The organism is Chryseobacterium scophthalmum, from assembly GCF_900143185.1.
Taxonomy (GTDB): domain Bacteria; phylum Bacteroidota; class Bacteroidia; order Flavobacteriales; family Weeksellaceae; genus Chryseobacterium; species Chryseobacterium scophthalmum.
Window position 1 is genome coordinate 2,030,807 of sequence record NZ_FSRQ01000001.1, and the last position, 22,066, is coordinate 2,052,872.

The following is a 22,066-nucleotide window of genomic DNA, read 5'->3' on the forward strand; positions in this document are numbered from 1 at the left end:
GAGATGGTAGAGATTGGCTTTGAAAGGCGTAGTTTGTCTGGTTGAAAAAAAATTCAGTTTAAAAAAATGTATTTTTATTGATTAAAAATGTTGTGATATGAAAAAGAAACCAATCACTGAAAATTAAAATTTGCCAAGTGTAAAACATTTGGCAAATTGATTGGTCTAACCTACTTCAAAAGGTTGTTGCAATTTTATTTTCTATTATTTTTTGGAGATTTATTTTGTTCAAATTCAAATGATGTGGTAAAATCTTCATTCAATAAAATATAAGCATCAAATTTTTTTCCTGCTTTGCTTTTCAACCCTTTAATAAGAGAGGTTTTCTTTTTATTGATAAGATTTTCAATATCGGCTATAGCGATTTGTATACCACAAACATTGCGAAATTGTATCCAATTGCAAACCTCATCAGGACATTTCACAATTTTATCACGGATAATCAAATGTTGGGCTTTACATTTCGGACAAACCAATTTGGGTAGATTATTTTGGGCAATGGAAGTTTGCAACAATTCATTGGTAATAGATGAAGCGTAGTTTTCCATTTCCTTTTGAAATGTTTCTGCATTCATTTCGTTGTTTTCGATTTTCTGCAAAGCCAATTCCCATTCGGCAGTCATTGCTACGTCTGCAATTTTCCTGTCTTTGACCAATTCATAAACCTGTATTCCCTTTTCAGTTGGTATTAAAGATTTCTTTTCTCGTTGGATATAATTTCGGGTAAATAAGGTTTCTATAATCGAAGCTCTTGTTGCGGGTGTACCGATACCAATATTTTGTAAAGCCTTGCGTTCATCCTCATTTTCTATTTCTTTTCCGGCACTTTCCATAGCCGATAAAAGTCCGGCTTCGGTATAGAGTACAGGTGGTTTGGTTTTCTTTTCGAGAACAGAAGCTTCTTTTATTTTGAGTTCATCGTTCTTATTTAATTCGGGTAAATCCTGTAAAACTTCGGTGTCATCATCGGAGAAATTACCTTTAATGGAACGCCAACCAGCTTCCAGAATTTTACAGCCTTTTGCCGTAAAATCGTAATGCAAAGCTTGTAAATCAACATCAGTAATCTCTTTGATACACGCTTGTGAAAGGGCTTCGAGCAACCGAAAGGCAATCATATCATAAACGGCATTTTCTTTTGCGTTCAGTGCTGACGGGATTTTGTCTGTAACCAATAATCCGTGATGGTCGGTAACACGCAAATCATTCACGATACGTTTATTGAAACGTCCCCATTTCATTTTTGATACGGCTTGCTTGCAGTTTTCCCTGTCCTGCAAAGCCCTCACGAGGTTGGGAATTTCTGCCCACATATCTTCGGGAATATATTTGCTTCCGGTTCTGGGATAAGTGATAAATTTCTTCTCGTAAAGGCTTTGGGCAATATTCAGGGTTTCGTCAGCAGACAAATTCAATTTTTTATTGGCTTCTTTTTGTAATCCTGTCAAGTCAAAAAGTAAAGGCGGTTGCTCTGTTACGTTTCTAATTTCTACCGATTTTATGGTTACAGTTCCGTTTCGTTGAATGGATTTCAAAATATCATCAGCAACTTTTTTGTCTTCCCATTTTTCTGCTGAAATGCTCTCAAAGTCTATTGATGACTTGTTTTGCAGCAATTGTATCTGCCAATAATTCTTAATTGTGAAATTTTTGTTTTCCAGATAGCGTTTGCAAATCAAAGCCAATGTTGGCGTTTGAACTCTTCCGAGCGAATAAATACCATTTCCTGCGGCAATGCTCAATGCTTGTGTAGCATTAATGCCTACCAACCAATCGGCTCGGTTTCTACCTTGGGCAGACTGAAATAATCCGTCAAATTCTTTTCCAGATTTCAGGTTTTCAAATCCTTGTTTGATGGCTTTTTCGGTCAACGAACTTATCCAAAGTCTTTCAAAAGGTTTGTTGCATTTCAGATATTCGTAAATGTATCGAAATATCAATTCACCTTCACGCCCTGCATCGGTTGCTACAATAATGCGTTCACTTTTATTGAAAAGTTGCTCGATAACTTTCAATTGTTTTAATGCTCCTGTATCGACTGCGTAGCCTTTGTCCTTTTTCACTTTCCGAACTGTAAGTAAAAAAGGGTTTGGTAAAATCGGTAATGCTGTTTTGTCAAATCCCGAAATCCCATAATCTTCGGGCATTCCTAAGCCAATTAAATGACCAAATGCCCACGTAACAAAATAGCCGTTACCTGTTATATACCCATCTTTTTTCTCAGTTGCTCCTACAATTCTGGCTATTTCCCTTGCTACGCTTGGTTTTTCTGCAATAATTGTTTTCATACACTGTTACATTTTTCTGCTTTTGGATTTTGCAGGAGTTTTGGGTTTTTCTTGTTGTTCCTGCTGTTGCTTGTTTTTCGGAGATTGCTGACCCGATTTTAAAGGCTCATTGATTTTTTTGGTGGCTTCATTGGTTTTCCCTTCTGAATTGACAGCAGTTTGCGTTTTATGGGTTTCAGTAGGTTTTGCTCTTTCCTTGTATTGATTTGGAAATTCAAAATTTGTTTTACCATCTTCTTTATTGAAAGTGATGTAACCTTGATAAGGCTGTCCTTTTTTGTCTACCAATCCGTCAATGTAGATGGTTTGACCATTTTTAAAATCCTTATGTTGCTCATCGGTCAGTTCCTTACCACGGAAAGTTTTTGGAGCTTCTTGTGCTTGGTTCTGCTGATTGCTTTGTTGATTGTTCTGTCCGTTGCTTTGAGTTTGCTTGTTGGTGTTGCTTCTATCAAACAAAAACTCAACATAACGTTTGTCTGCATTAAACTGAACCGTTGCTGAAAATTCCGTTCCTTTGTTTGAAATCATACCCTCTAAATAAAGCGGTTTACCTTCCAATAATGTTTGTTTTTGGGCATCATTGAGTTTCACGCCTTTAATTTCATCAGGGATTTTTATGAAATCTGTCCGTAGGGCAATAATGTCGTTGGTAAGCCTATCTATACTGATGATGGATGGCATCATTTCGCCTGTTTTGGTGTTTTTTAAATCAACCACACGACCCATATTGCCAGTTGCAAGTAGATTTTTTTTGTCTTCATCGGTAAATTTGTGTCCGAAAAATTCAAAATGTAAGGTTGGTTCTTTTTTGATACCGTGAATTCCCACAACAACTTTTCCATCTTCGGCTTGCTGTAATGAAAGACGGGCATCAGTACGGAGAATTGAACCACCGAGATTAACGCCAATGGGCACAAGTTCGTTGGTCTTGAAGCCTTTTAATAAAGGTTCTAACAGATTTCTTTTTTCTAAAAATTCCTTGCTCAATCCAAGATTATTCATTGTGTCCCAATCAATTTGTTCCGGTTTGTAGCGGTATTCGCTAGTTTCCGCTGCTGTTTGTGTTGTTGCCATATCTTTTTGATTTTCTTGTTTATTATCCTGCCTTATTTCTGTTTTTATTTCGTGTTCTTGCATCACTTTTTCGCCTTCGGGAGTTGGCTTATTTACCTGTTTTTGCATTTCCTGTGCTTTTTCAACTGCGATAGGGGCAGGTACTTTAAAGAATGAAAAATTGGTAGGGTTCTTTAGTTGGCTGAAAAAATTGGAAAAAAAATTGGAAAAAAAATCGCCACCCTTATCCACACGCATAAACTGATTTTCATTTTTCTTGGTGGGGTCAACGGTTTCCATTTTCCCTTTCTCGTCGATACTTTTTACGGCTTGGATTTTCATTTTTTCTTTATCCAGCACTAATAATATGTCCGATAGTTGTTCGGGCATTTCCTGCGTATTTGCTGTTTCTTCGCTCATAATTTGAAAAATTTAAAATTCACTATCGAATGTAAAACAAGCATTTACTGGATTGGTGGAAATGGCATTAAAAGGCAGTATTTGTCATTTATTGGCGTTCATTTATTTAGTAGGAGGATTAAAACTTTCACGAATAAATTGATGTACATCGGAAAGTTTATAGTACAATTTTCCACTAATCGTATAATAAGGCAACTTCCCATTCGAACGATACCGCTGCAGAGAACGATTACTGATTTTAAGCATTTGAAGCAAATCCTGATTGTCCAATAATTCCTCGCCATCTATGCTGTTACGCTTTTTTTGCAACTCATTGATATTATCGCCCAGCATATCGAGGCGACCAATAAGGCGTTCCATCCACGCCAAAAATTCCATTCTATCAATATTCATAGCCATACATTTTATGGTTTCCCCAATTTCAGATTTCTTCCTTTTTCGATATAGCTTTTACCTTTTGCCATAAGTTCCTGCAAAAACTCATCACTACTCTCAATTGCATTTGCATTCAGCATATCTTTAATTGCACCGATGGTGTAGAAATACTGACCGTAGATTTTTGAATAGGCAATCTCGCCTTTGGTACGCATACGCCATAAGGTTTTCTCGCTTAGGCGTAGGTATTGAGATACCTCGTGGTTATTGAGCCACAAGTCATCATAACTTTTATCTTCCAATTTTTTCAGATAATCGGCAATGGCATTAATACTGTTATTTAACTTTAGCCAAGCTTCTTCTTCAATTGTGATTATTTTCATTGCATATCATTTAAAGTTCACTATGCAAAATTGTGAAAGGTGGCAGTGTTTGTCTGCCAATGCTTGCCCATTGGTTTTTGAAGTTTTTTGAAAAATTTCACAATCAAGTAAAACCTTTATCAGACAAGGTTTTTAAGGCATTTTGAATATTTAGTATTGAAGTTTTGGAAGAATTTACCAATTGGCAGATATGGGCAAAAAAAACAGTACTTTTTGAGTACTGCTTAAAATAAAAATATCCCCGAATTAACCTAAAGGTCTTTATCCATATATTCTTCGAGTGACAATTTGAGTTGGTCTAAAAATGCAGTTCGGGAGCCAGCCCTTGTTTTCATCCGGTGGAAAGAGTGATGTATATCATTTAAGGGTGTTTGGAAGAGGACTTGAAAAATCAAAGCTAATTTTCGGATACCAATTTTTCCGTAAGCCACGGAATTTGAAGCATAAAGAGCGTATATCAGTTCAATGAGTGCATTTTGTGAATTTGTCCACGAAATATCCTTGTTGGTTTCTAAATTTTGTAAAAGCGCATCGGGATTTTCTTCAGGATTTATTTTGGAAAGTAAATAAGTATAGATTAGTTCATTGGCAATTATATGGGCTATTTTGTGGTCATAATAGGTTGAGAAAGTTAGGTCAATTTCAAATACACCGCTCTTTAAACCATCGTGATAATTTATGTTTCCAAGTGTGAAATAGCTATGGTCACGGTCTGTTCTATTTGCACGATAATATCTGTAAAAATCTTCGTTGCAGATGTTTTCCTCGTATTCGGTTTTAAGAATTTTCAACTGTTTTTCGTAAAAACTTTGGTACATTTTGCCTTTGCTTGCAGGACAAGTTGTTTCAAGACGAAATACCTTATTGTAATAAATAAGTTTGCCTAAAATTTGCGGTTTAATGTTTTTAAAAAAGTCTATTTCTTGTTGTCCATTCTTAAAACCTGATTTTAAAACATCTGCTTTAATGTTATGCAACATCGTATTTAGAAATAAAGTCATTTGGTAAGCCTCGTCAGACGTCTGCATTATATGAGAAGAAAAAATATTTTCTTGATGCCGAATTTTTAATAATATTTCACTTAATAGGATTTCCATAGCGTAATCGATTTTAGGTTAACATTATTTGTTTTATAATCAAATCTTTGATTATTCAAAATTTGAAAAAAATAATGAAACCATTCCCACAGGTTCCCCCAAGGTGGGAATTTTTTTTTTTGAAGTGAAATTTCAAATACAAAAAAAGGCAGACAAAAAAAATGGACAAAGTGTTAGCCACATTGCCCATTAATCATTAAATTTGTAGTATTGATTTACAGGGGTAATTCAATGAAATCAAGCGCAGTAAGCACCATTACTAAATCGTTACCAACAGAGTTTTGCACTCTTGTAAGCTACTGTTTATTAGTCAATTTCGACTTGATTAATCTTTTTTAATAAAAAAGATTCGTCTTTAAGTGATTTATAAAGTTAATAAAAAATCCCGTGAAAATTCACAGGATTAAAAATTATTTATGTTAAATTAATTACAATGTTTTAAACTGTTCTAAAGTTCTTATATCATTCTCAAAGAACATTCTGATGTCGCTCATTTGGTAAAGAAGCATGGTAATTCTTTCAATACCCATCCCGAAAGCATATCCTGAATACTTCTCAGAATCAATATTTACATTTTTCAAAACAGCAGGATCTACCATTCCGCAACCCATAATTTCTAGCCAGCCTGTTCCTTTGGTAATTCTATAATCGGTTTCAGAATTTAATCCCCAATATACATCAATCTCAGCACTTGGCTCTGTGAATGGGAAAAATGAAGGTCTCATTCTGATTTTAGATTTTCCAAAAAGCTCAGTCGTAAAAAACTGAATTGTTTGTTTTAAATCTGCGAAACTTACATTTTCATCAATATATAAACCCTCAATCTGATGGAAAATACAATGTGAACGTGAAGAAATTGCCTCATTTCTGAAAACCCTTCCTGGAGATAAAATTCTGATAGGCGGCTCATTTTCTTCCATATAGCGGATCTGAACCGAAGAAGTATGTGTTCTCAATAAAATATCAGGATTCTGCTCGATGAAAAAAGTATCCTGCATATCTCTTGCAGGATGATATTCCGGAAGATTCAGCGCGGTAAAATTATGCCAGTCATCTTCAATTTCCGGTCCGTCTGCAACAGCAAAACCAATAGATTTAAAAATCTCAATAATTCTGTTTTTCACTAAATTAATCGGATGTCTAGATCCTAAATCTAAAGGAAAAGCAGGTTTTGTAAGATCTTCTTTTTCTAAAATAATAGAAGAAGCAGAAGCATTTTTCAAATCTTCCAGCTTTACATTAACCGCTTGCTTCAGAGTATTGATTTTCTGTCCGAATTCTTTCTTCTGGTCGTTTGGAACTTCTTTAAATTTTTCAAAAAAATCATTCAGAACTCCTTTTTTCCCATTATACTTGATTCGGAAGTTTTCTATTTCCTCTTTACTTGTCGTATTGAAGCCATTAACCTCAACAAGCAATTCTTCTATCTTTTCAATCATTGTTTTACCCTTTCAAAAAAATGTATTTGCAAAAATACGATTTTCAGTTTAAAAAACCTTTTCAATTTATCATAAAAAAATCTATCTCGCGAGAAACAGATTGTATAATTGTTATTTAAAGCTGATTTGATTTAATCTAAAACAGTAGCAACGATGCTTATTAAAATTGTAAAAATATTAATTCCAAAAATCAGATAATACTCTTTCTTTTTCCTAAATATATTGATCAAACTGAAGAAAAATGCAAAAACCACAAACAACATCGCCGGAATTGTAAACAGTTCTACAAAAATCTGAATGATTTGATTGCTGTAAGAAATATAATAAAGAATCTGAAGACTCAACAAAAACATCAGACAAGCAATACTAATTATTAAAACGGCCTTACTCATCTTTTAATTTTGTTTAAACTATTTTTTCTCTAAAGCTTTCACTCTAATCTGAAGCGTCACTTCATTTTTAATCACTCCATTTGCGGCAGGAGATTGAAATTTCACACCAAATTCTTCTCGCATAACATCTTTAGGTTCTGTTGCAATACTTACTTCTGCTCCATTTACAGCAACATTTGCTTTAAACTGAGTGGGTTTGGTAATTCCTTTTATCGTTAAATTTCCATCTAAAATAGTATTATAATCACCTTCTGCAGACGGGCTTACTTTTGTAATTTCGTAAGATGCTGTCGGAAATTTTTCAACTTCAAAAAAATCAGCACTTTTAAGATGACCGTTTAGTTTTTCAAGATCATCTTTTTTATTTTTCAGATCTTCCGAAGTTAACGAAGCCATATCTGCAACAAATTTTCCGCTTTCAAGTTTCCCATCTTTTACAGTTACATCGCCGCTTTCAAACTTAATGGTTCCGAAATGACTTGTATTTTCAGATTTAAAAACCTTATATCCTTTCCATTCTACATTACTGTTTAAAGTATCCAAAACAAATCGGCTTCCGTCTTTCGTTGTCGTTACTTCATTAGCATCACTTGTTACCGGTTTTTCTTTAGAACAAGAAACAACAGTGAACAAAGCAGGAATTGCGAGAGAAAATAATATTCTTTTCATTTTGATATAATTTATGCATGGCTAAATTACTAAAAATATGCCAGTCTTCCCCAAAAACCCTTATTTTTGCAGTATGCTATTAGAGATAAACAACTTATATTTTTCTCATTCTCAGGAAAAACCGCTTTTTCAAAACTTTAATCTGAAACTGGATGAAGGTAAAATTATTGCATTGGCAGGCGAAAGCGGTTGCGGAAAATCTACGTTATTAAGTCTTATCTACGGATTACACGACTGGAATCAGGGTGAAATTGTATTTGAAGGCAGAAAACTGATGGGGCCGAAAGGAAATCTCGTTCCGGGTGAAGCTGAAATGAAATTTGTTGCGCAAAACTTTGATTTAATGCCTTACGCAACCGTTGCAGATAACGTCGGGAAATTTATTTCTAATATCAATTTAGCCAAGAAAAAAGAAACGGTTTTAGAACTTTTAGATGTTGTTGGCTTGGTTGAATTTGCAGATGTTTTACCAAAAAATCTAAGTGGCGGACAACAGCAAAGAGTTGCCATTGCAAGAGCACTTTCTGTACTTCCAAAGTTGCTTTTGCTCGATGAACCGTTCAGCAATCTAGATTTTGCAAGAAAAATTGAGCTTCGTGAAAAACTGTTCAGATATGTAAAAGAAAACAATATTTCTTTGGTAATTTCTACTCACGAATTGCAGGATATTATTGCATGGACTGACCAAATTATCGTTTTACAAAACGGAAGACTGATTCAAAATAATAGCGCAGAAGAAACCTATAAAGCCCCTTATAATCCTTATGTTGCAAAACTTTTTGGAGAAGTAAATATTTTTAGTGAAGATGAAATTTCAGAATTGCAGATTTCAAGATTTTTCTATTATCCGCATCAAATCAAGATTTCTGAAAATGGTGTTGAAGCAGAAGTCTTAGAAAGCAGATTTGCAGGAAATCATTATTGGAATAAGATTAGATTCAGAAACAGAGAAATGGTGATGTTTAGTAATCATCAGCTTGAAAAGCTTATTAAAATTACTTTCGATTAGTACCTTCTTTAAAACTTATTATTAAGAAAACATTAAGTCTCTTAATGTTAGTATGTGGATAATTTTCAACGATTTAGCCTTTTTCTTATAAAATATCTTTATACATTTGTAAGACAACAGCTTAAGGAAATTTTTGGTTAATTCTCTTTCTGCCTTCCAGACCTAAATTAGCTTTATTGCAATCACGTCTTTGAAAGATTACTCTGTCCAATTCTTTCCTTTTTTTATTGATTTTTGGCAATTAGTTGAAAGACAATCCTAATTACCAAAAACCAACATTGCTTATATATTAAGCTTTCTTTACAAATTCAGATTTCAAAGCCATCGCACCAAAACCATCAATTTTACAATCAATATTATGATCGCTGTCTGGTCTTAAACGGATATTTTTTACTTTAGTTCCAGCTTTTACTGGTTTCGGAGCACCTTTTACCGGAAGATCTTTCATTACAATTACCGAATCTCCATTTTGAAGTTCATTTCCATTGATGTCTAAAATCTGATCTTCATTTCCCGCTTCTTTAGGATCCCATTCGTGGAAGCATTGTGAACAAACCATTAAACCGTCTTGCTCATACGTAAATTCAGAACTACATTTCGGACAAATTACTACATCACTCATATTATATTTTTTTGCAAAGGTAGTATTTTGAGTTAGAAGTTAGAAGTTAGAAGTTAGAAGTTAGGCAAAAGTAAAGATCAATTAGTCTAAATTTAATTTTCCTTAAACTCATAATTTATAACTCATAACTACAAATCATTAACTCTCAACTTAAATTCGTATTTTTGCAAATTCAAACAGCTTACAGCAATTTATGGAATTAATTCACAGAAACTTGGCAATCGGAATTCACGATGCTTTACAGGAAACTTTTTTCGAAAAAAACAAATACGCGGATAAAGTAATAGAAAGACTTTTGAAATCCCACAGACAATGGGGAAGCCAAGATAGAGCCGTTGTTTCTGAGATTTTCTATAATATCATCCGTTGGAAAAAACGCCTTGAATATTATATGGGTGAAGGTGTAAAACCAAATAACATCTATAAACTAATCATCGCTTATCTTCTTTGGAGCAAGACTAATTATAAAAGATTTGAAGAATTTGAAGGAATCAAAATTGCCGACATTACGACAAAACTTAGAAAAGGAACCGTTCCTACAAAAGCTATTGAGCATTCTATTCCGGAATGGCTTGTTGAAACTCTGGAAAGAGAATTAGGCGAAAAATGGGAAAAAGAAATGCATGCTTTGAATGAAAAAGCACCAACTGTTTTAAGAGCAAATTCTTTAAGAACGACTCCTAAAGAACTTATTTCTGATCTTGCACACGAAAATGTAGTTTCTTATCCTATTAAAAACTATCCTGATGCGGTACAGCTTGAGGAAAAGAAAAATGTATTTCTTACCACAGCTTTCAAAGAAGGTCTGTTTGAAGTACAAGATGCTTCTTCACAAAAAATCGGTTATTTCCTTGATGTAAAAGAAGGCCAAAGAGTGGTTGATGCTTGTGCAGGTGCAGGTGGAAAAACACTTCACATAGCTGCTTTAATGAAAAACAAAGGTCAGATTATCGCTTTAGATATTTTTGAATGGAAATTAGTTGAGCTAAAACGTCGTGCAAAAAGAGCCGGAGCTCACAACATCGAAACAAGAGTAATTTCTGATACGAAAGTAATCAAACGTCTTCACGATAAAGTAGACCGACTTTTGATTGATGCACCTTGTTCTGGTTTAGGAGTTTTAAAAAGAAATCCGGACAGCAAATGGAAAATCGACCAGGATTTTATCGACAGAATTAAAAAAGAACAACAGCAAATCATGCAGGATTATTCTAAAATGCTGAAAGTGGGTGGAAAAATGGTGTATGCAACATGCTCTATTTTACCTTCTGAAAATAATAAGCAAGTAGAAGAGTTTATTAAAAACAATCCTAACTATAAAATGATTAAAGACGAAAAAGTAATGCCAAGCGAAGGTTACGACGGATTTTACATGGCTTTGATCGAAAGACTTTCTTAAAATAATTTCAACATATTATACATAAACTACTCTATTTTTTGGAGTAGTTTTTTGTTGATTTTATAAACATAAAGACTATCATTATTAAATGGAATTAATAAAATTTTGTTTGATATTTTATCTTTATTTAATCTGAAAGGATAAAAATCGCTAATCTTTTCATCAAGCTTTTGTGAAAAAGTATTTTCTTTTCTACCATCAAAGTAAGTGAAACAGTTTGAATCATTGAAAATAACAAAGAAATCATTCCAAGTATTTTCTACATAATATTTGAAATCTTTTATAGTATATTTTTCAGTTTCAAGCTTTAAATAATTCCCTTTTGTTGGTGGAATATCATTAATACCAAATATAAATTCTCCATTCTTCCATGAAATTTTCGTTTTTGAAAAACCATTATTCAACAACTCAACTTCGTTGTTGATTATTTCATCAATTAAATTTGACTGCTTTTTAGTGATCTTTTGAATAAAATCATCAGAGTTAGCAAGAACAGTAATTATATTTTCATCATTGTAGCTATAATTATGATCTGTAGGAATTAAAAATTTATTTATCTTTTTTCTGTTAAGAATAGTATATTCCACCAGTTTTAAAACATCTGTAATATTTACATTTTCAGCAATAATTCTTACTGCTATTCCTTTTTCGTTACTCTTGATTACACTTCCTTCCGTCAAGCCTAAAACCTTATAATTTGAATTATCATTTTCTAAGATAGTCAGTTTATTTTTATTGTAGCTCCTATCATATTCAATCATTAAAGTGTCTTTAAGATTTAATCTTTTCGAAATAATTTGAGATAGCTTTCCAATAATATGAATTTTCATTTCCTGAGATTCTATTATTTTATCTCCGAAATTGAATCCTGATCTGAAAAAAGTTTTCACACTCCCGAATCTCTCAACTTTAACTTTAGGCTTATGAGCATGACAATAATTAGAAAAAAATAAAAAAATAAGTAAAGAAAAAATAGACTTCATGTTTTTAGTTTAAACGGTAAACGAAATTCTAAAATTAATATTTTACATCTAAACCATTACAAAGAGATTTGACAAATCATCAAGTATAAATTACCTTTGTAAAAACCATCAATACATTATGTTTAAATCTATTTTAGCAAGTTTTTTTATTTTATTATCTGTTTTGAGTTTTTCGCAGACTTACGAAATTCAATATGAAAGTTCGTACAACGGAAAAACTCAACCCAATCAGAACCAGACAATTGTTTGGGTAAATGAAAATGAAAACTTTATTTTAAATACAAAAATTAAAGAACGAAAAAGCGATTATCCTTTTGAAATCAGTAAAATTGAAAAACCTTCGAACACAATTGTTTCTTATGCATTTTTAAAACCGAATGAAGCTATTTCCACTTCAGACAGAGAATCGATTGCTAAACAGGAATTTGAATTAACGACACAGACTAAAAAGATCTTAGGCTACAACTGTAAAAAAGCGGTTACAAAAATCAATTCGAATACCATTGAAGTTTGGTACACCAATGATTTAAAAATAAAAGGCGGACCATCAAGTTTAGGACAAAACTTAGGCTTGGTTTTACAGGTTGAAAGAAACGGAAATTCTGCAACAACCGCAGTTTCTTTAAAGAAAATTAAAACAACAGGAATTGACAAGATTATTAATAAAACGATTCCTACTAAAGATTTATTGAGCTACAAAGATCTACTTTGGAAAAGCAGATTTACGACGTTAAAAGTTTTTGAAAATGAAATTATCAATTTCTCAGATCAGTCAAAATCTGATGAAAAAATAAAAAGATTTGCCAACGGAACAATTATTTTAAAAAAGGTAAAGTTTCCAAAAATTGCTCTGGGCGATAATATTTTTGTGGAACTGAAACAACAATCCAACGGTGACGCTTACGACAGAACCGGAACTGTATTTTTTATTCCTGAAGAAAAATCGCAGACATTTTTTGATGGTTTAGAAAAAGGAGCAAAAACACTTCCTGTTTATGAAAATGGAAACGGAAAACAATATTACGGAGTTGTTTCCAATCAAAATTATCAACCGACGGTTGAATTAATGAGATTTTTTACCGCTTTCGGAATCAACAAGTTCAATCATATTGAATTAAAGGATAAAACTTGGCAAACGGTAAGTCCGTTTCGTCAGGATATTACCGAATTAAAACCTTCCCTTTCAGAAAAAGAACTTTGGATTGGAACTTTTATCGGTAATTACGATAAAGGCGGTCACAAAGTAAGTTTAGATATTACGATTCATAACAGCGAACAAATTGTTAATAAAAATAATAAGGTCATTCCGCTTTTCAACACGACTAATATTATGGAAATGGCGGGTCAGGATTATGCAACAATGTTTAATAATGATAAAGGACTTTTTGTGGAATTTAATTTAGAAAAAGATCTTAAAAATGCACAGTTAAGATACATTACAACCGGACATGGAGGTTGGGAAAATGGTGACGAATTTATCCCGAAAGCCAATTCAATTTATTTAGACGGAAAAATGGCATTTTCATTTACACCTTGGAGAACAGAATGCGGGTCTTACCGATTATTTAATCCGGCTTCCGGAAATTTCGCAGACGGACTTTCTTCTTCAGATTTAAGCAGATCAAATTGGTGTCCCGGAACGGTAACCAATCCAAACTTTATTTCTTTAGGTGATTTAAAAGCTGGAAAACATACAATTCAGGTGAAAATTCCGCAGGGAGAACCGGAAGGAACAAGCTTCAGTGCATGGAATATTTCAGGCGTTTTATTAGGAAATGAGTAAAAACAAAACCTCCTTGCAATATTATTACAAGGAGGTAAAAACACAAATGATGAAAAAAAATTATTTCGAGCAACAAAGGTGAGAAAAATATTTGAATTACAAATAATAAATTAAAAAATATTTATGTTAATTATTGTTTCTTTATGAAACATAGTTGTTTTTCTATTGTGAAAAAAATTCTTTCAAGTACTATATTTTAACTATTTTAATTAATTTTTTAAATTAAAAATCAAAAATAAATTAAAAATATAAATTATTTATAGATTTTTATTGCAATTTTTAAACCACATACTTAGTTTTGTATCAAATAAATATAACATGTGTGGAATCGTTTGCTTATTTGACGCAAAACAGTCAACCGAAATACTAAGACCTCAGGTTCTTGAAATGTCTAAAAAAATCCGTCACCGTGGTCCCGATTGGAGTGGAGTTTTTCAAAGTGAAAAAGTTGTTTTTTCTCATGAAAGACTTGCTATCGTAGATCCGGCTTCCGGAAAACAACCTCTATTTTCAAAAGATGGAAAAATTGTACTTGCCGTAAACGGTGAAATTTATAACCACAGAGAATTAAAAAAAGAATTCCCTGATTATGAATTTCAAACCGAGTCTGACTGCGAAGTCATTATTGCTCTTTACCAGAAATACGGAAAAGATTTTATTGAAAAACTTAACGGTATTTTTGCTTTTGCATTATACGACATTGAAAATAACACTTACCTCATTGCAAGAGATCATATGGGAATTTGCCCGCTTTATCAAGGTTGGGACAGAGAAGGAAATTATTACGTTGCTTCAGAATTGAAAGCTTTAGAAGGAATCTGCAAAAAAATTGAAACTTTTTTACCAGGACATTATTTATATAGTATTGAAGGACACGAACTTCAGCAATGGTACAAAAGAGACTGGGAAAACTTCGATGCTGTAAAAGATAATGTTACAGATATTCAGGCTATCAGAAAAGGACTGGAAGATGCCGTTCACAGACAATTGATGAGTGATGTTCCTTATGGAGTTCTGCTTTCAGGAGGTTTAGACTCATCTATTATTTCTGCCGTTACCGCAAAATTTGCAAGACAGAGAATAGAAAGTGGCGATACTCAAGAAGCGTGGTATCCAAGATTGCATAGTTTTGCCGTTGGATTGGTTGGTTCTCCTGATTTGGCTGCAGCGAAAAAAGCTGCAGAACATATAGGTTCTATTCATCATGAAGTTAACTTTACCGTTCAGGAAGGCTTAGATGCGATCCGTGACGTGATTTATCATTTGGAAACTTATGATGTGACAACAATTCGAGCTTCCACTCCGATGTACCTTTTAGCTAGAGTCATAAAATCTATGGGAATCAAAATGGTACTTTCTGGTGAAGGTGCAGATGAATTATTTGGTGGATATTTATATTTCCATAAAGCTCCGAATGCAAAAGAATTTCACGATGAAACGGTAAGAAAACTTAGCAAACTTCACTTATATGATTGTTTAAGAGCCAACAAAGCATTGATGAGTTGGGGAATTGAAGGCAGAGTTCCGTTTTTGGATAAAGAATTTATGGATATTGCGATGAATGTAAACCCGGAAGATAAAATGATTCGCAAAGAAGAAGGAAAAATTGAAAAATGGGTTTTAAGAAAAGCATTCGAAGATCTTTTACCTGAATCTATTGCTTGGAGACAGAAAGAACAGTTCTCAGACGGAGTTGGTTATTCATGGATCGACACTTTAAAAGATATTGCCGAAAAATATGTTACTGATGAAATGATGGCGAATGCGAAATTCAAATTTCCTTTAAACACACCGCAAAATAAAGAAGAATATCGCTACAGAACAATTTTTGAAGAGCATTTCCCAAGTGAAACTGCGGCTGCAACAGTTCCTTCGGTTCCTTCAGTTGCGTGCTCCACTCCTATCGCATTAGAATGGGATGAAGCATTTAAAAAGATGAACGACCCAAGTGGAAGAGCCGTAAAAGTGCACGAAACTTCTTATTAAAATCTATAAAATTTATCAATCCTGTATTCGTACAGGATTTTTTATTCAATAAAATCAATAATATTTGCATAATTTAACTAAGTATTAAACTTATTATCTAATAAATAATTATATTTGGAAAATAAAAATAATCTCTGTTGTAAAATGAAAAGAAACATTACTATTTTTTTTGCTTTACTGTGTACAAGCTTAGCTTTCGGACAAGGTAAATACGGAAAAGTTCTCAATTCTAAAAAACTAGCTCTTTCTTATAAAACTGTAAAACCTGTTGATAAAGACGATTATTATCAGCAATATTATTGGTTGGTAAAAGCTGAACAGCTTAAAACATATCCTCACCTTGCTGATGTAAAACCTGTTGTTTTATACAACTTTGTGAAAAAAGTAAACCCTCAAAATCCTACAAAAAAATTGGACGACAGAGGAAAAGAGCTTAGACATACCGCAGAATTATCTCTAGACCAATATTTCAAAAACAAAAATTTCCAGAATAATGCAGTTTTGCTTTATAACCTGGAAACGTATGTAGATCCTTCACAGGGAGAATATTTTACAAAAGTAGATGCTGAAAAAATCAAGCAATTGGTTCCTAAAGAATTTTTCGGATTTGCTTCTTTAAACAAAAAAACTAAAGAAGAAACCAATTACTATCTTTGGGTTGACAAGAAAAATGATAAATTTAAAATTGTTGACATCATTCCAAATGAAAAAGACAATGCTAAATTTTACGCTTCTGTAAAACAGTATCTTCCGAAGTATAAGTTTGAAAGAAAATATATGCCTACGGTAAAAAAAGGAAGCAAAGCTGACAAAACAGACAAAGATTTCTTCTACATTATGCCTTTTGAGCAAAATAAAGATAACATCGAATACAAAACAGAAGATTTTGAAACATTCATCCTAAGCCAGGTAAAAAGAGAAGGTGAAGCATGGATCGGAGTAGAAAAACCGAGAAAATAAAAAAGTTAATCTTTTAATAAAAGCCCCGAAAAACAATATTTTCGGGGCTTTTTCATTTATATTAGCGACAATAAAACTCACTTAAATATGAAAATAAAATCATGTTTTTTCTCATTATTTTTATTCGGAATTTTCTCAGCTCAATCTTATAAAGCTGTTTATGATTTCAAATGGAAACCTCAGAAAAATGCAACCGAATATTTGCATGAAGATTTTGCTTTGCTAATCAATGAAAATAAATCATCAGATTTTCTTTCTTATATTAAATTCAAAAATGATTCTACAAAAACTAAAACCGTAAAAGACTTTAAAAAAATTGGACAGGGAAGCATGTCGTTTAATTACAAATACGGAGAATCAAAATTCAACGATGTTATTTCTAAAAACTACACCAATAAAGAGATTCTGTTTCAAAAGCAATTATATGACAAACTTTTTTTGGTGAAAAATGAATGCAAAATAAATTGGAAAATAAATTCTGCGAAAGATAAATTATTAGGTTATTCTGTTCAAAAAGCGGCAACAGAATTTGGTGGCAGAAAATGGATCGCCTGGTTTACTACTGAAATTCCGGTTCAGGATGGACCTTATAAATTCTCTGGATTGCCTGGTTTAATTTTAAAAATCACAGACGCAGAAAATGAATTTATCTATGAAATGAAATCTATCACGAAAGAAACTAATGATATTTCTGAAAGAAATTATGGAGTTACAAACACCATTAAACTGAGTTCAGTAAAATATCAGAAAATCTGGGAAGATTATAAAAAACAGCCTTCTTCTATTTTTAATTACCAAACTCAAATTAACAACAACGGATGGACTGCAAACTATACAATTGGTGGTGGAAATCCCAACGACAAAAAGTATCAGGAAAAATTTGATAAACAGCAACTGGAGTTTTTAAAAAATTTCGAAAATCCGATTGAGTTGAAAAATGATTGTCAGTGATTTATAATTCTATTAAGAATATAATTATTTTTAAAAACTGAAAATCTTCATTCTATATTTTTCAAATAAATAATAAGAAAATCCGCCCAAGAAATAGGCTAGAACATCAAAAATGTCACTTGTAAATCTTGGAGAAATGATTGGGCAAATTAACTCGAATAACAAAGAAATATAGATAAATGAGCTTAAATAAAACTGAAAATCTGGTTTCCAATGGTGATTCAAAATATCATTCATTATATATTTGATAACATAACTGTACAACGGAATCGTAATAAAATCTGTGAAATAATCATTGATTATGGGAATTATAATATTATTTTTTCGCAGAATAAAAATTCCCAGCCAAATAGCCAATCCTCCCAATAAAAAGTACGGAACTTTCATCATCACATGTGAAATATAGCCATAATGAAACCTAGAATAATCTGTAAAATTTTCACAATAATATCTTGTGCTTTTGCAGATGTTTCTGAGGTTCTATCGGGTGTGTTTTCGTAATCAAAACTTTTTTTATTTTCCATTTTAAAAAAATTCTGATGCAAAGATATGTAAAATTAGAACAAATGTTCTAATTTTACAAAACTTAATTATATTTGACTGATGAAAACCAAAGATAAAATCTTGCAAACCGCTTTAAATCTCTTTAACGAAAAAGGCTACAACAACGTCACTACAAGAGATATTGCTACTGAAATGAAAATCAGTGCGGGAAATCTGCATTATCATTTTAAACATTCAGAAGATTTAATTATCCATTTTTTTACTAATCTAAAATTAGACATGGATCATTTACTGGAAAACCTGAAAAATATTCAAAAAAAAGATCTTTCAGACCTTTATAATTATACTCAGTCATCTTGTGAAATTTTATACACTTACCGATTTATTTTTCTGAATTTTGTAGACATTTTAAGAAAAATTCCAGCCATAGAATCGCAATATGCTCAATTGAATATCATAAGAAAAGAAGAATTTCAATCTATTTTTAAAGATTTTCAGGAAGACAGAATTTTCAAAGAAAATATTCCAAATTTCATTTTAGAATCACTGGTTACACAGATTTTTATCATCGGAGATAACTGGATCACCTTTAACAGTCTTACTTTAAAATTAAACAAAGAAGAATCGATAAAACACTACTCTATTATTTTTTTAAATTTATTTTACCCTTTTCTTACTGATGAGCAACAAAAGTTGTATGAACTTAATTACATTAAAAGTTAAATTTAAACTTCTTATCTTTGCCAAACAATGAAACACTTAAACAGCATTTTACGTTTACCGTTTTTCAGTACTTATTATTACCCGTTCTATCGTTCGGGAAGTATTTCTATATCTAACATTCAATAAAATTTAAATTAACAATATTGATGAGCCCGAACAGATTTGTTCGGGCTTTTTTATGCTTAAAATTCAACAAAATGATACACACATTAAAAGAAAATGTAGAAATTATTCTACCAGAAAACGGTTTGGAACAGAAATTAAAACAAGCCGAAGAAGAAAACAGAAAACTCATCATCAAACTTGGTTTTGATCCCACTGCTCCGGATTTACATTTGGGACATGCTGTTGTTTTGAAAAAACTGAAACAGTTTCAGAATTTAGGACATCAAATCATTATTATTGTAGGAAGTTTTACGGCAAGAATCGGTGATCCGACCGGGAAAAACAAAGCCAGAAAACCTTTAAGCACAGAAGAAGTTCAGCATAATGCAGAAACGTACATCAACCAGCTTTCAAAAGTAATTAATGTAGAAAAAACGAAAATTGTTTTCAATTCTGATTGGTTAGATTCTCTGAATTTTTCAGATGTTATTCAGTTGATTTCAAAAGTTACAGTAGCTCAACTGATGCACAGAAATGACTTCAATAAAAGATTTTCTGAAAACTATCCGATTGCAATGCATGAATTGGTGTACCCAATTTTACAGGGATTTGATTCAGTAAAAATCCAAGCAGACATTGAAATGGGCGGAACCGATCAGCTTTTCAATTGTACGATGGGAAGACAATTGCAGGAAGCTCATCAAATATCACCACAAATTGTGATGTGTATGCCTTTATTAAAAGGACTCGACGGAAAAGAGAAAATGAGCAAATCGCTCAATAATATTATTGGATTAACAGACGAACCCAACGAAATGTTTGGAAAAACAATGTCAATTCCTGATGCTATGATCAATGAATTTATTGATTTGACCACAGATCTTTCAAATGCAGAAAAGCAAAATTTAAAATTGAGAATTTCTGATGGAGAAAACCCAATGAACATTAAAAAAATCATTGCGAAAAATATTATTTCTCAATACCACAATGAAAAATCGGCTGAACTTGCTGAACAGTTTTTTAGCAATCAGTTTCAAAACAAAAATTTTGAAGAGAAAGTATTTGAACCAATTTCTATTGAATCTTTATTTCCAAATCAATCAAAAATCAGCTTGATTGAGCTTTGTCATCATTTGAAAAATAACGAAAGTAAATCTTTTATAAGAAGATTAATTGAAAACGGTGGAATTCAAATTAACAATGTAAAAATTACAAATTCGAATACAGAAATTAAGCTTTTAAAAGAGACGAAAATTAAAATTGGGAAAAGAGATTTTTTTGAATTGGTGTAAATCTTTAGCAAACTATTAGTTTATTTAAACCAAAAATACTTTTAAAGAGAATATATAAAATTTGGCTAAAGCCAATGAGTTTTACGATTAAAAAAGCGGGCTAAAGCCCGCTCCTATTGATTATTCGCCATCGTCACATAAATAATTCTTCCGCCTTCTTCATTAGAAAGCAATATTTTTTTGCCTTCAGACAATTCAACCATTGAATTGGGCGGAATCTCTTTTTGTTCGGTCAAATCTTTCATAGAAGTTAAGGTTTGATTCACCAAAACCCATTTATCCTGATAAAAAGTAAAATATCCGACCGGTTTTTTATCTTCAAAAATCAGACTTTCATTGCGGATTATTTTTCTTGAAACGTGCCATTTGAATAAATACTGATTATGATAGACCATTAATCGATGATTTTCAGGCTTCCAAACCTCATCATCATATTTAAAATACAAATCGAGGACAGGTAAACTTCCTTTGTGTGAAGTTCCACAGAACGGACATCTCGGAGTTTGGGTATTATCGAAAACATACCATTTCTCGTTACATTCAGGGTTATGACAAGGCTGAATTAAATCTACGGTCTTCAGTAAAGCCGTTTCCCATTCATTTGCCAAAGGTCTTTTAATCGGATCATGAAGACCATCAATAAAAGCTTTTCTAAATAATTCAGACAAATAAGGTCCAGTAACGGTGTAAGGAATTTTATTCGGATCACCCCAGAAAGCATCCCATTTTTTAAGATATTCAGTTCGCACTTTATTGGTCGAATCGGTTGGATGCTCTACAAAAAGAGCTTTTTCACCCATTGATAATATCTCATCTTTTTCAGAATCCAGATCCCAGATTTTACCGCCTCTCAAAGGATGACGGCGAAGAAGATACATATAAATAAGAACCGCCAAAGCATGAAGATCGGTCTTCTGATTCGGAAGCTGTCTTCCGGGATCATGCAGGTGCAAATGTTTTGTTTTTAAAACTTCAGGAGCAATAAAATCTGCAGTTCCGATGACTTCGGGCGGAAACAGTTTGGGAACTACCAAACCGTCAATATCAATAATACAGGCAGATTTCGTCACCGGATCTACTAAAATATTATTATAAGAAAGGTCTGAATGCGCCAAACCCATCTGATGCAACTTTTTAATTCCTCTAGTAATATTGATAGCGATTTGAAAATAACTTAACCAATCTCCCAATTCCGATTTATCTAAGCGAAGCGGATAATGCTGGTTTCTAAACATTGGAGCCGTAAACCACTTCCCCACTTTATCACCTCCTGCAATATTATCTGAACCAAAATATCCTTTCGCAAAAAAGAATTTCTGACTGTAAATAGGAACAACAATTCCCGTCAGATTATTTTTCTGAACAATATCATAAGGCCACCTGAAAACCTCATCCAGATAATATTCTGAAGCGTTTCCGTTTTGAATATTCACCAAATAGGTAGAAACAATTCTTTTGATTCTCTCTTTTTGTTCGTTCTCCAAAGGTGTTCTGTAAAAAGCCACCACATATTTTCTGTCAGGAGAAAAATAAACATCTTTGACCCCGCCTTTTACAGGGTTTTCATCTACATATTCATAAGATTTTGCAGTGTCTAAAATTGAGGAAACGGTGGTTGTTTTTTTCATGA

20 protein-coding genes are annotated in these 22,066 nt (G+C 32.6%); 8 read left to right on the plus strand and 12 right to left on the minus strand.

The annotated features are described in order from the left end of the window. Positions 1–194 precede the first annotated feature (194 nt). The 8 genes from BUR17_RS09170 to BUR17_RS09205 all read right to left on the minus strand — a co-directional run bounded on the left by BUR17_RS09170 (position 195) and on the right by BUR17_RS09205 (position 8,119). The gene (locus BUR17_RS09170) at positions 195–2,288 is read right to left on the minus strand and encodes a type IA DNA topoisomerase (RefSeq protein ID WP_074229991.1); all 2,094 of its coding nucleotides are present in this window, start codon (positions 2,286–2,288) and stop codon (positions 195–197) included. A gap of 6 nt (positions 2,289–2,294) precedes the next feature. Continuing rightward, a complete protein-coding gene (locus BUR17_RS09175) occupies positions 2,295–3,764 on the minus strand; it encodes a DUF3945 domain-containing protein (protein ID WP_074229992.1) in 1,470 nt (489 codons plus the stop codon). Positions 3,765–3,866: 102 nt separating this feature from the next. Beyond that, positions 3,867–4,157: a helix-turn-helix domain-containing protein gene (locus BUR17_RS09180; RefSeq protein WP_074230273.1), complete on the minus strand. Its 291-nt coding sequence runs from the start codon at positions 4,155–4,157 to the stop codon at positions 3,867–3,869. A gap of 11 nt (positions 4,158–4,168) precedes the next feature. After that, complete coding sequence (locus BUR17_RS09185) at positions 4,169–4,522, minus strand: helix-turn-helix domain-containing protein (protein ID WP_074229993.1); 354 nt, start codon at positions 4,520–4,522, stop codon at positions 4,169–4,171. Between the two features lie 251 nt (positions 4,523–4,773). Beyond that, positions 4,774–5,619 carry an RteC domain-containing protein gene (locus BUR17_RS09190; RefSeq protein WP_074229994.1) on the minus strand — a complete coding sequence of 282 codons (846 nt, stop codon included), beginning with the start codon at positions 5,617–5,619 and terminating at the stop codon, positions 4,774–4,776. A gap of 428 nt (positions 5,620–6,047) precedes the next feature. Further along, positions 6,048–7,058 carry a phenylalanine--tRNA ligase subunit alpha gene (pheS, locus tag BUR17_RS09195; RefSeq protein WP_066678062.1) on the minus strand — a complete coding sequence of 337 codons (1,011 nt, stop codon included), beginning with the start codon at positions 7,056–7,058 and terminating at the stop codon, positions 6,048–6,050. A gap of 131 nt (positions 7,059–7,189) precedes the next feature. Next, entirely contained in the window at positions 7,190–7,450 is a 261-nt protein-coding gene (locus BUR17_RS09200; protein WP_143747550.1) for a hypothetical protein, read from the minus strand. 18 nt (positions 7,451–7,468) lie between these two features. Further along, complete coding sequence (locus tag BUR17_RS09205) at positions 7,469–8,119, minus strand: YceI family protein (protein WP_074229996.1); 651 nt, start codon at positions 8,117–8,119, stop codon at positions 7,469–7,471. A 73-nt stretch (positions 8,120–8,192) separates the two neighbouring features. Here BUR17_RS09205 and BUR17_RS09210 point away from each other — a divergent pair, with 73 nt between their 5' ends. Next, entirely contained in the window at positions 8,193–9,128 is a 936-nt protein-coding gene (locus BUR17_RS09210) for a sulfate/molybdate ABC transporter ATP-binding protein (protein WP_074229997.1), read from the plus strand. A 289-nt stretch (positions 9,129–9,417) separates the two neighbouring features. Here BUR17_RS09210 and BUR17_RS09215 read toward each other — a convergent pair whose 3' ends face one another. Beyond that, positions 9,418–9,750: a zinc ribbon domain-containing protein YjdM gene (locus BUR17_RS09215; RefSeq protein ID WP_074229998.1), complete on the minus strand. Its 333-nt coding sequence runs from the start codon at positions 9,748–9,750 to the stop codon at positions 9,418–9,420. 193 nt (positions 9,751–9,943) lie between these two features. On the opposite strand from BUR17_RS09215, the gene BUR17_RS09220 reads away from it, so the two are divergent. Then, a complete protein-coding gene (locus tag BUR17_RS09220) occupies positions 9,944–11,149 on the plus strand; it encodes an RsmB/NOP family class I SAM-dependent RNA methyltransferase (protein WP_074229999.1) in 1,206 nt (401 codons plus the stop codon). A gap of 26 nt (positions 11,150–11,175) precedes the next feature. On the opposite strand, the gene BUR17_RS09225 is transcribed toward BUR17_RS09220, so the two are convergent. Further along, positions 11,176–12,132: a hypothetical protein gene (locus BUR17_RS09225; RefSeq protein WP_074230000.1), complete on the minus strand. Its 957-nt coding sequence runs from the start codon at positions 12,130–12,132 to the stop codon at positions 11,176–11,178. A 118-nt stretch (positions 12,133–12,250) separates the two neighbouring features. Here BUR17_RS09225 and BUR17_RS09230 point away from each other — a divergent pair, with 118 nt between their 5' ends. The 4 genes from BUR17_RS09230 to BUR17_RS09245 all read left to right on the plus strand — a co-directional run bounded on the left by BUR17_RS09230 (position 12,251) and on the right by BUR17_RS09245 (position 17,812). Continuing rightward, positions 12,251–13,915: a GLPGLI family protein gene (locus BUR17_RS09230; protein ID WP_074230001.1), complete on the plus strand. Its 1,665-nt coding sequence runs from the start codon at positions 12,251–12,253 to the stop codon at positions 13,913–13,915. A gap of 318 nt (positions 13,916–14,233) precedes the next feature. After that, positions 14,234–15,901 (plus strand): asparagine synthase B, encoded by a 1,668-nt coding sequence (gene asnB / locus BUR17_RS09235; protein WP_074230002.1) that lies wholly within the window; start codon positions 14,234–14,236, stop codon positions 15,899–15,901. A gap of 144 nt (positions 15,902–16,045) precedes the next feature. Continuing rightward, positions 16,046–16,861, plus strand: a complete 816-nt coding sequence (locus tag BUR17_RS09240) for a hypothetical protein (protein ID WP_074230003.1) — start codon at positions 16,046–16,048, stop codon at positions 16,859–16,861. A gap of 87 nt (positions 16,862–16,948) precedes the next feature. After that, positions 16,949–17,812, plus strand: coding sequence for a GLPGLI family protein (locus BUR17_RS09245; RefSeq protein ID WP_074230004.1), 864 nt, complete (start codon positions 16,949–16,951; stop codon positions 17,810–17,812). A gap of 30 nt (positions 17,813–17,842) precedes the next feature. Here BUR17_RS09245 and BUR17_RS20995 read toward each other — a convergent pair whose 3' ends face one another. After that, positions 17,843–18,199 (minus strand): hypothetical protein, encoded by a 357-nt coding sequence (locus tag BUR17_RS20995; RefSeq protein ID WP_228418652.1) that lies wholly within the window; start codon positions 18,197–18,199, stop codon positions 17,843–17,845. A 216-nt stretch (positions 18,200–18,415) separates the two neighbouring features. Here BUR17_RS20995 and BUR17_RS09255 point away from each other — a divergent pair, with 216 nt between their 5' ends. Both BUR17_RS09255 and tyrS read left to right on the plus strand, forming a co-directional pair. Further along, positions 18,416–19,039 carry a TetR/AcrR family transcriptional regulator gene (locus BUR17_RS09255; protein WP_074230006.1) on the plus strand — a complete coding sequence of 208 codons (624 nt, stop codon included), beginning with the start codon at positions 18,416–18,418 and terminating at the stop codon, positions 19,037–19,039. A 197-nt stretch (positions 19,040–19,236) separates the two neighbouring features. Beyond that, positions 19,237–20,436 (plus strand): tyrosine--tRNA ligase, encoded by a 1,200-nt coding sequence (tyrS, locus tag BUR17_RS09260; RefSeq protein WP_074230007.1) that lies wholly within the window; start codon positions 19,237–19,239, stop codon positions 20,434–20,436. Between the two features lie 113 nt (positions 20,437–20,549). Here the strand turns inward: tyrS and BUR17_RS09265 are convergent, their stop codons facing one another. After that, positions 20,550–22,064 (minus strand): helix-hairpin-helix domain-containing protein, encoded by a 1,515-nt coding sequence (locus BUR17_RS09265; RefSeq protein WP_074230008.1) that lies wholly within the window; start codon positions 22,062–22,064, stop codon positions 20,550–20,552. Positions 22,065–22,066: the final 2 nt, after the last annotated feature.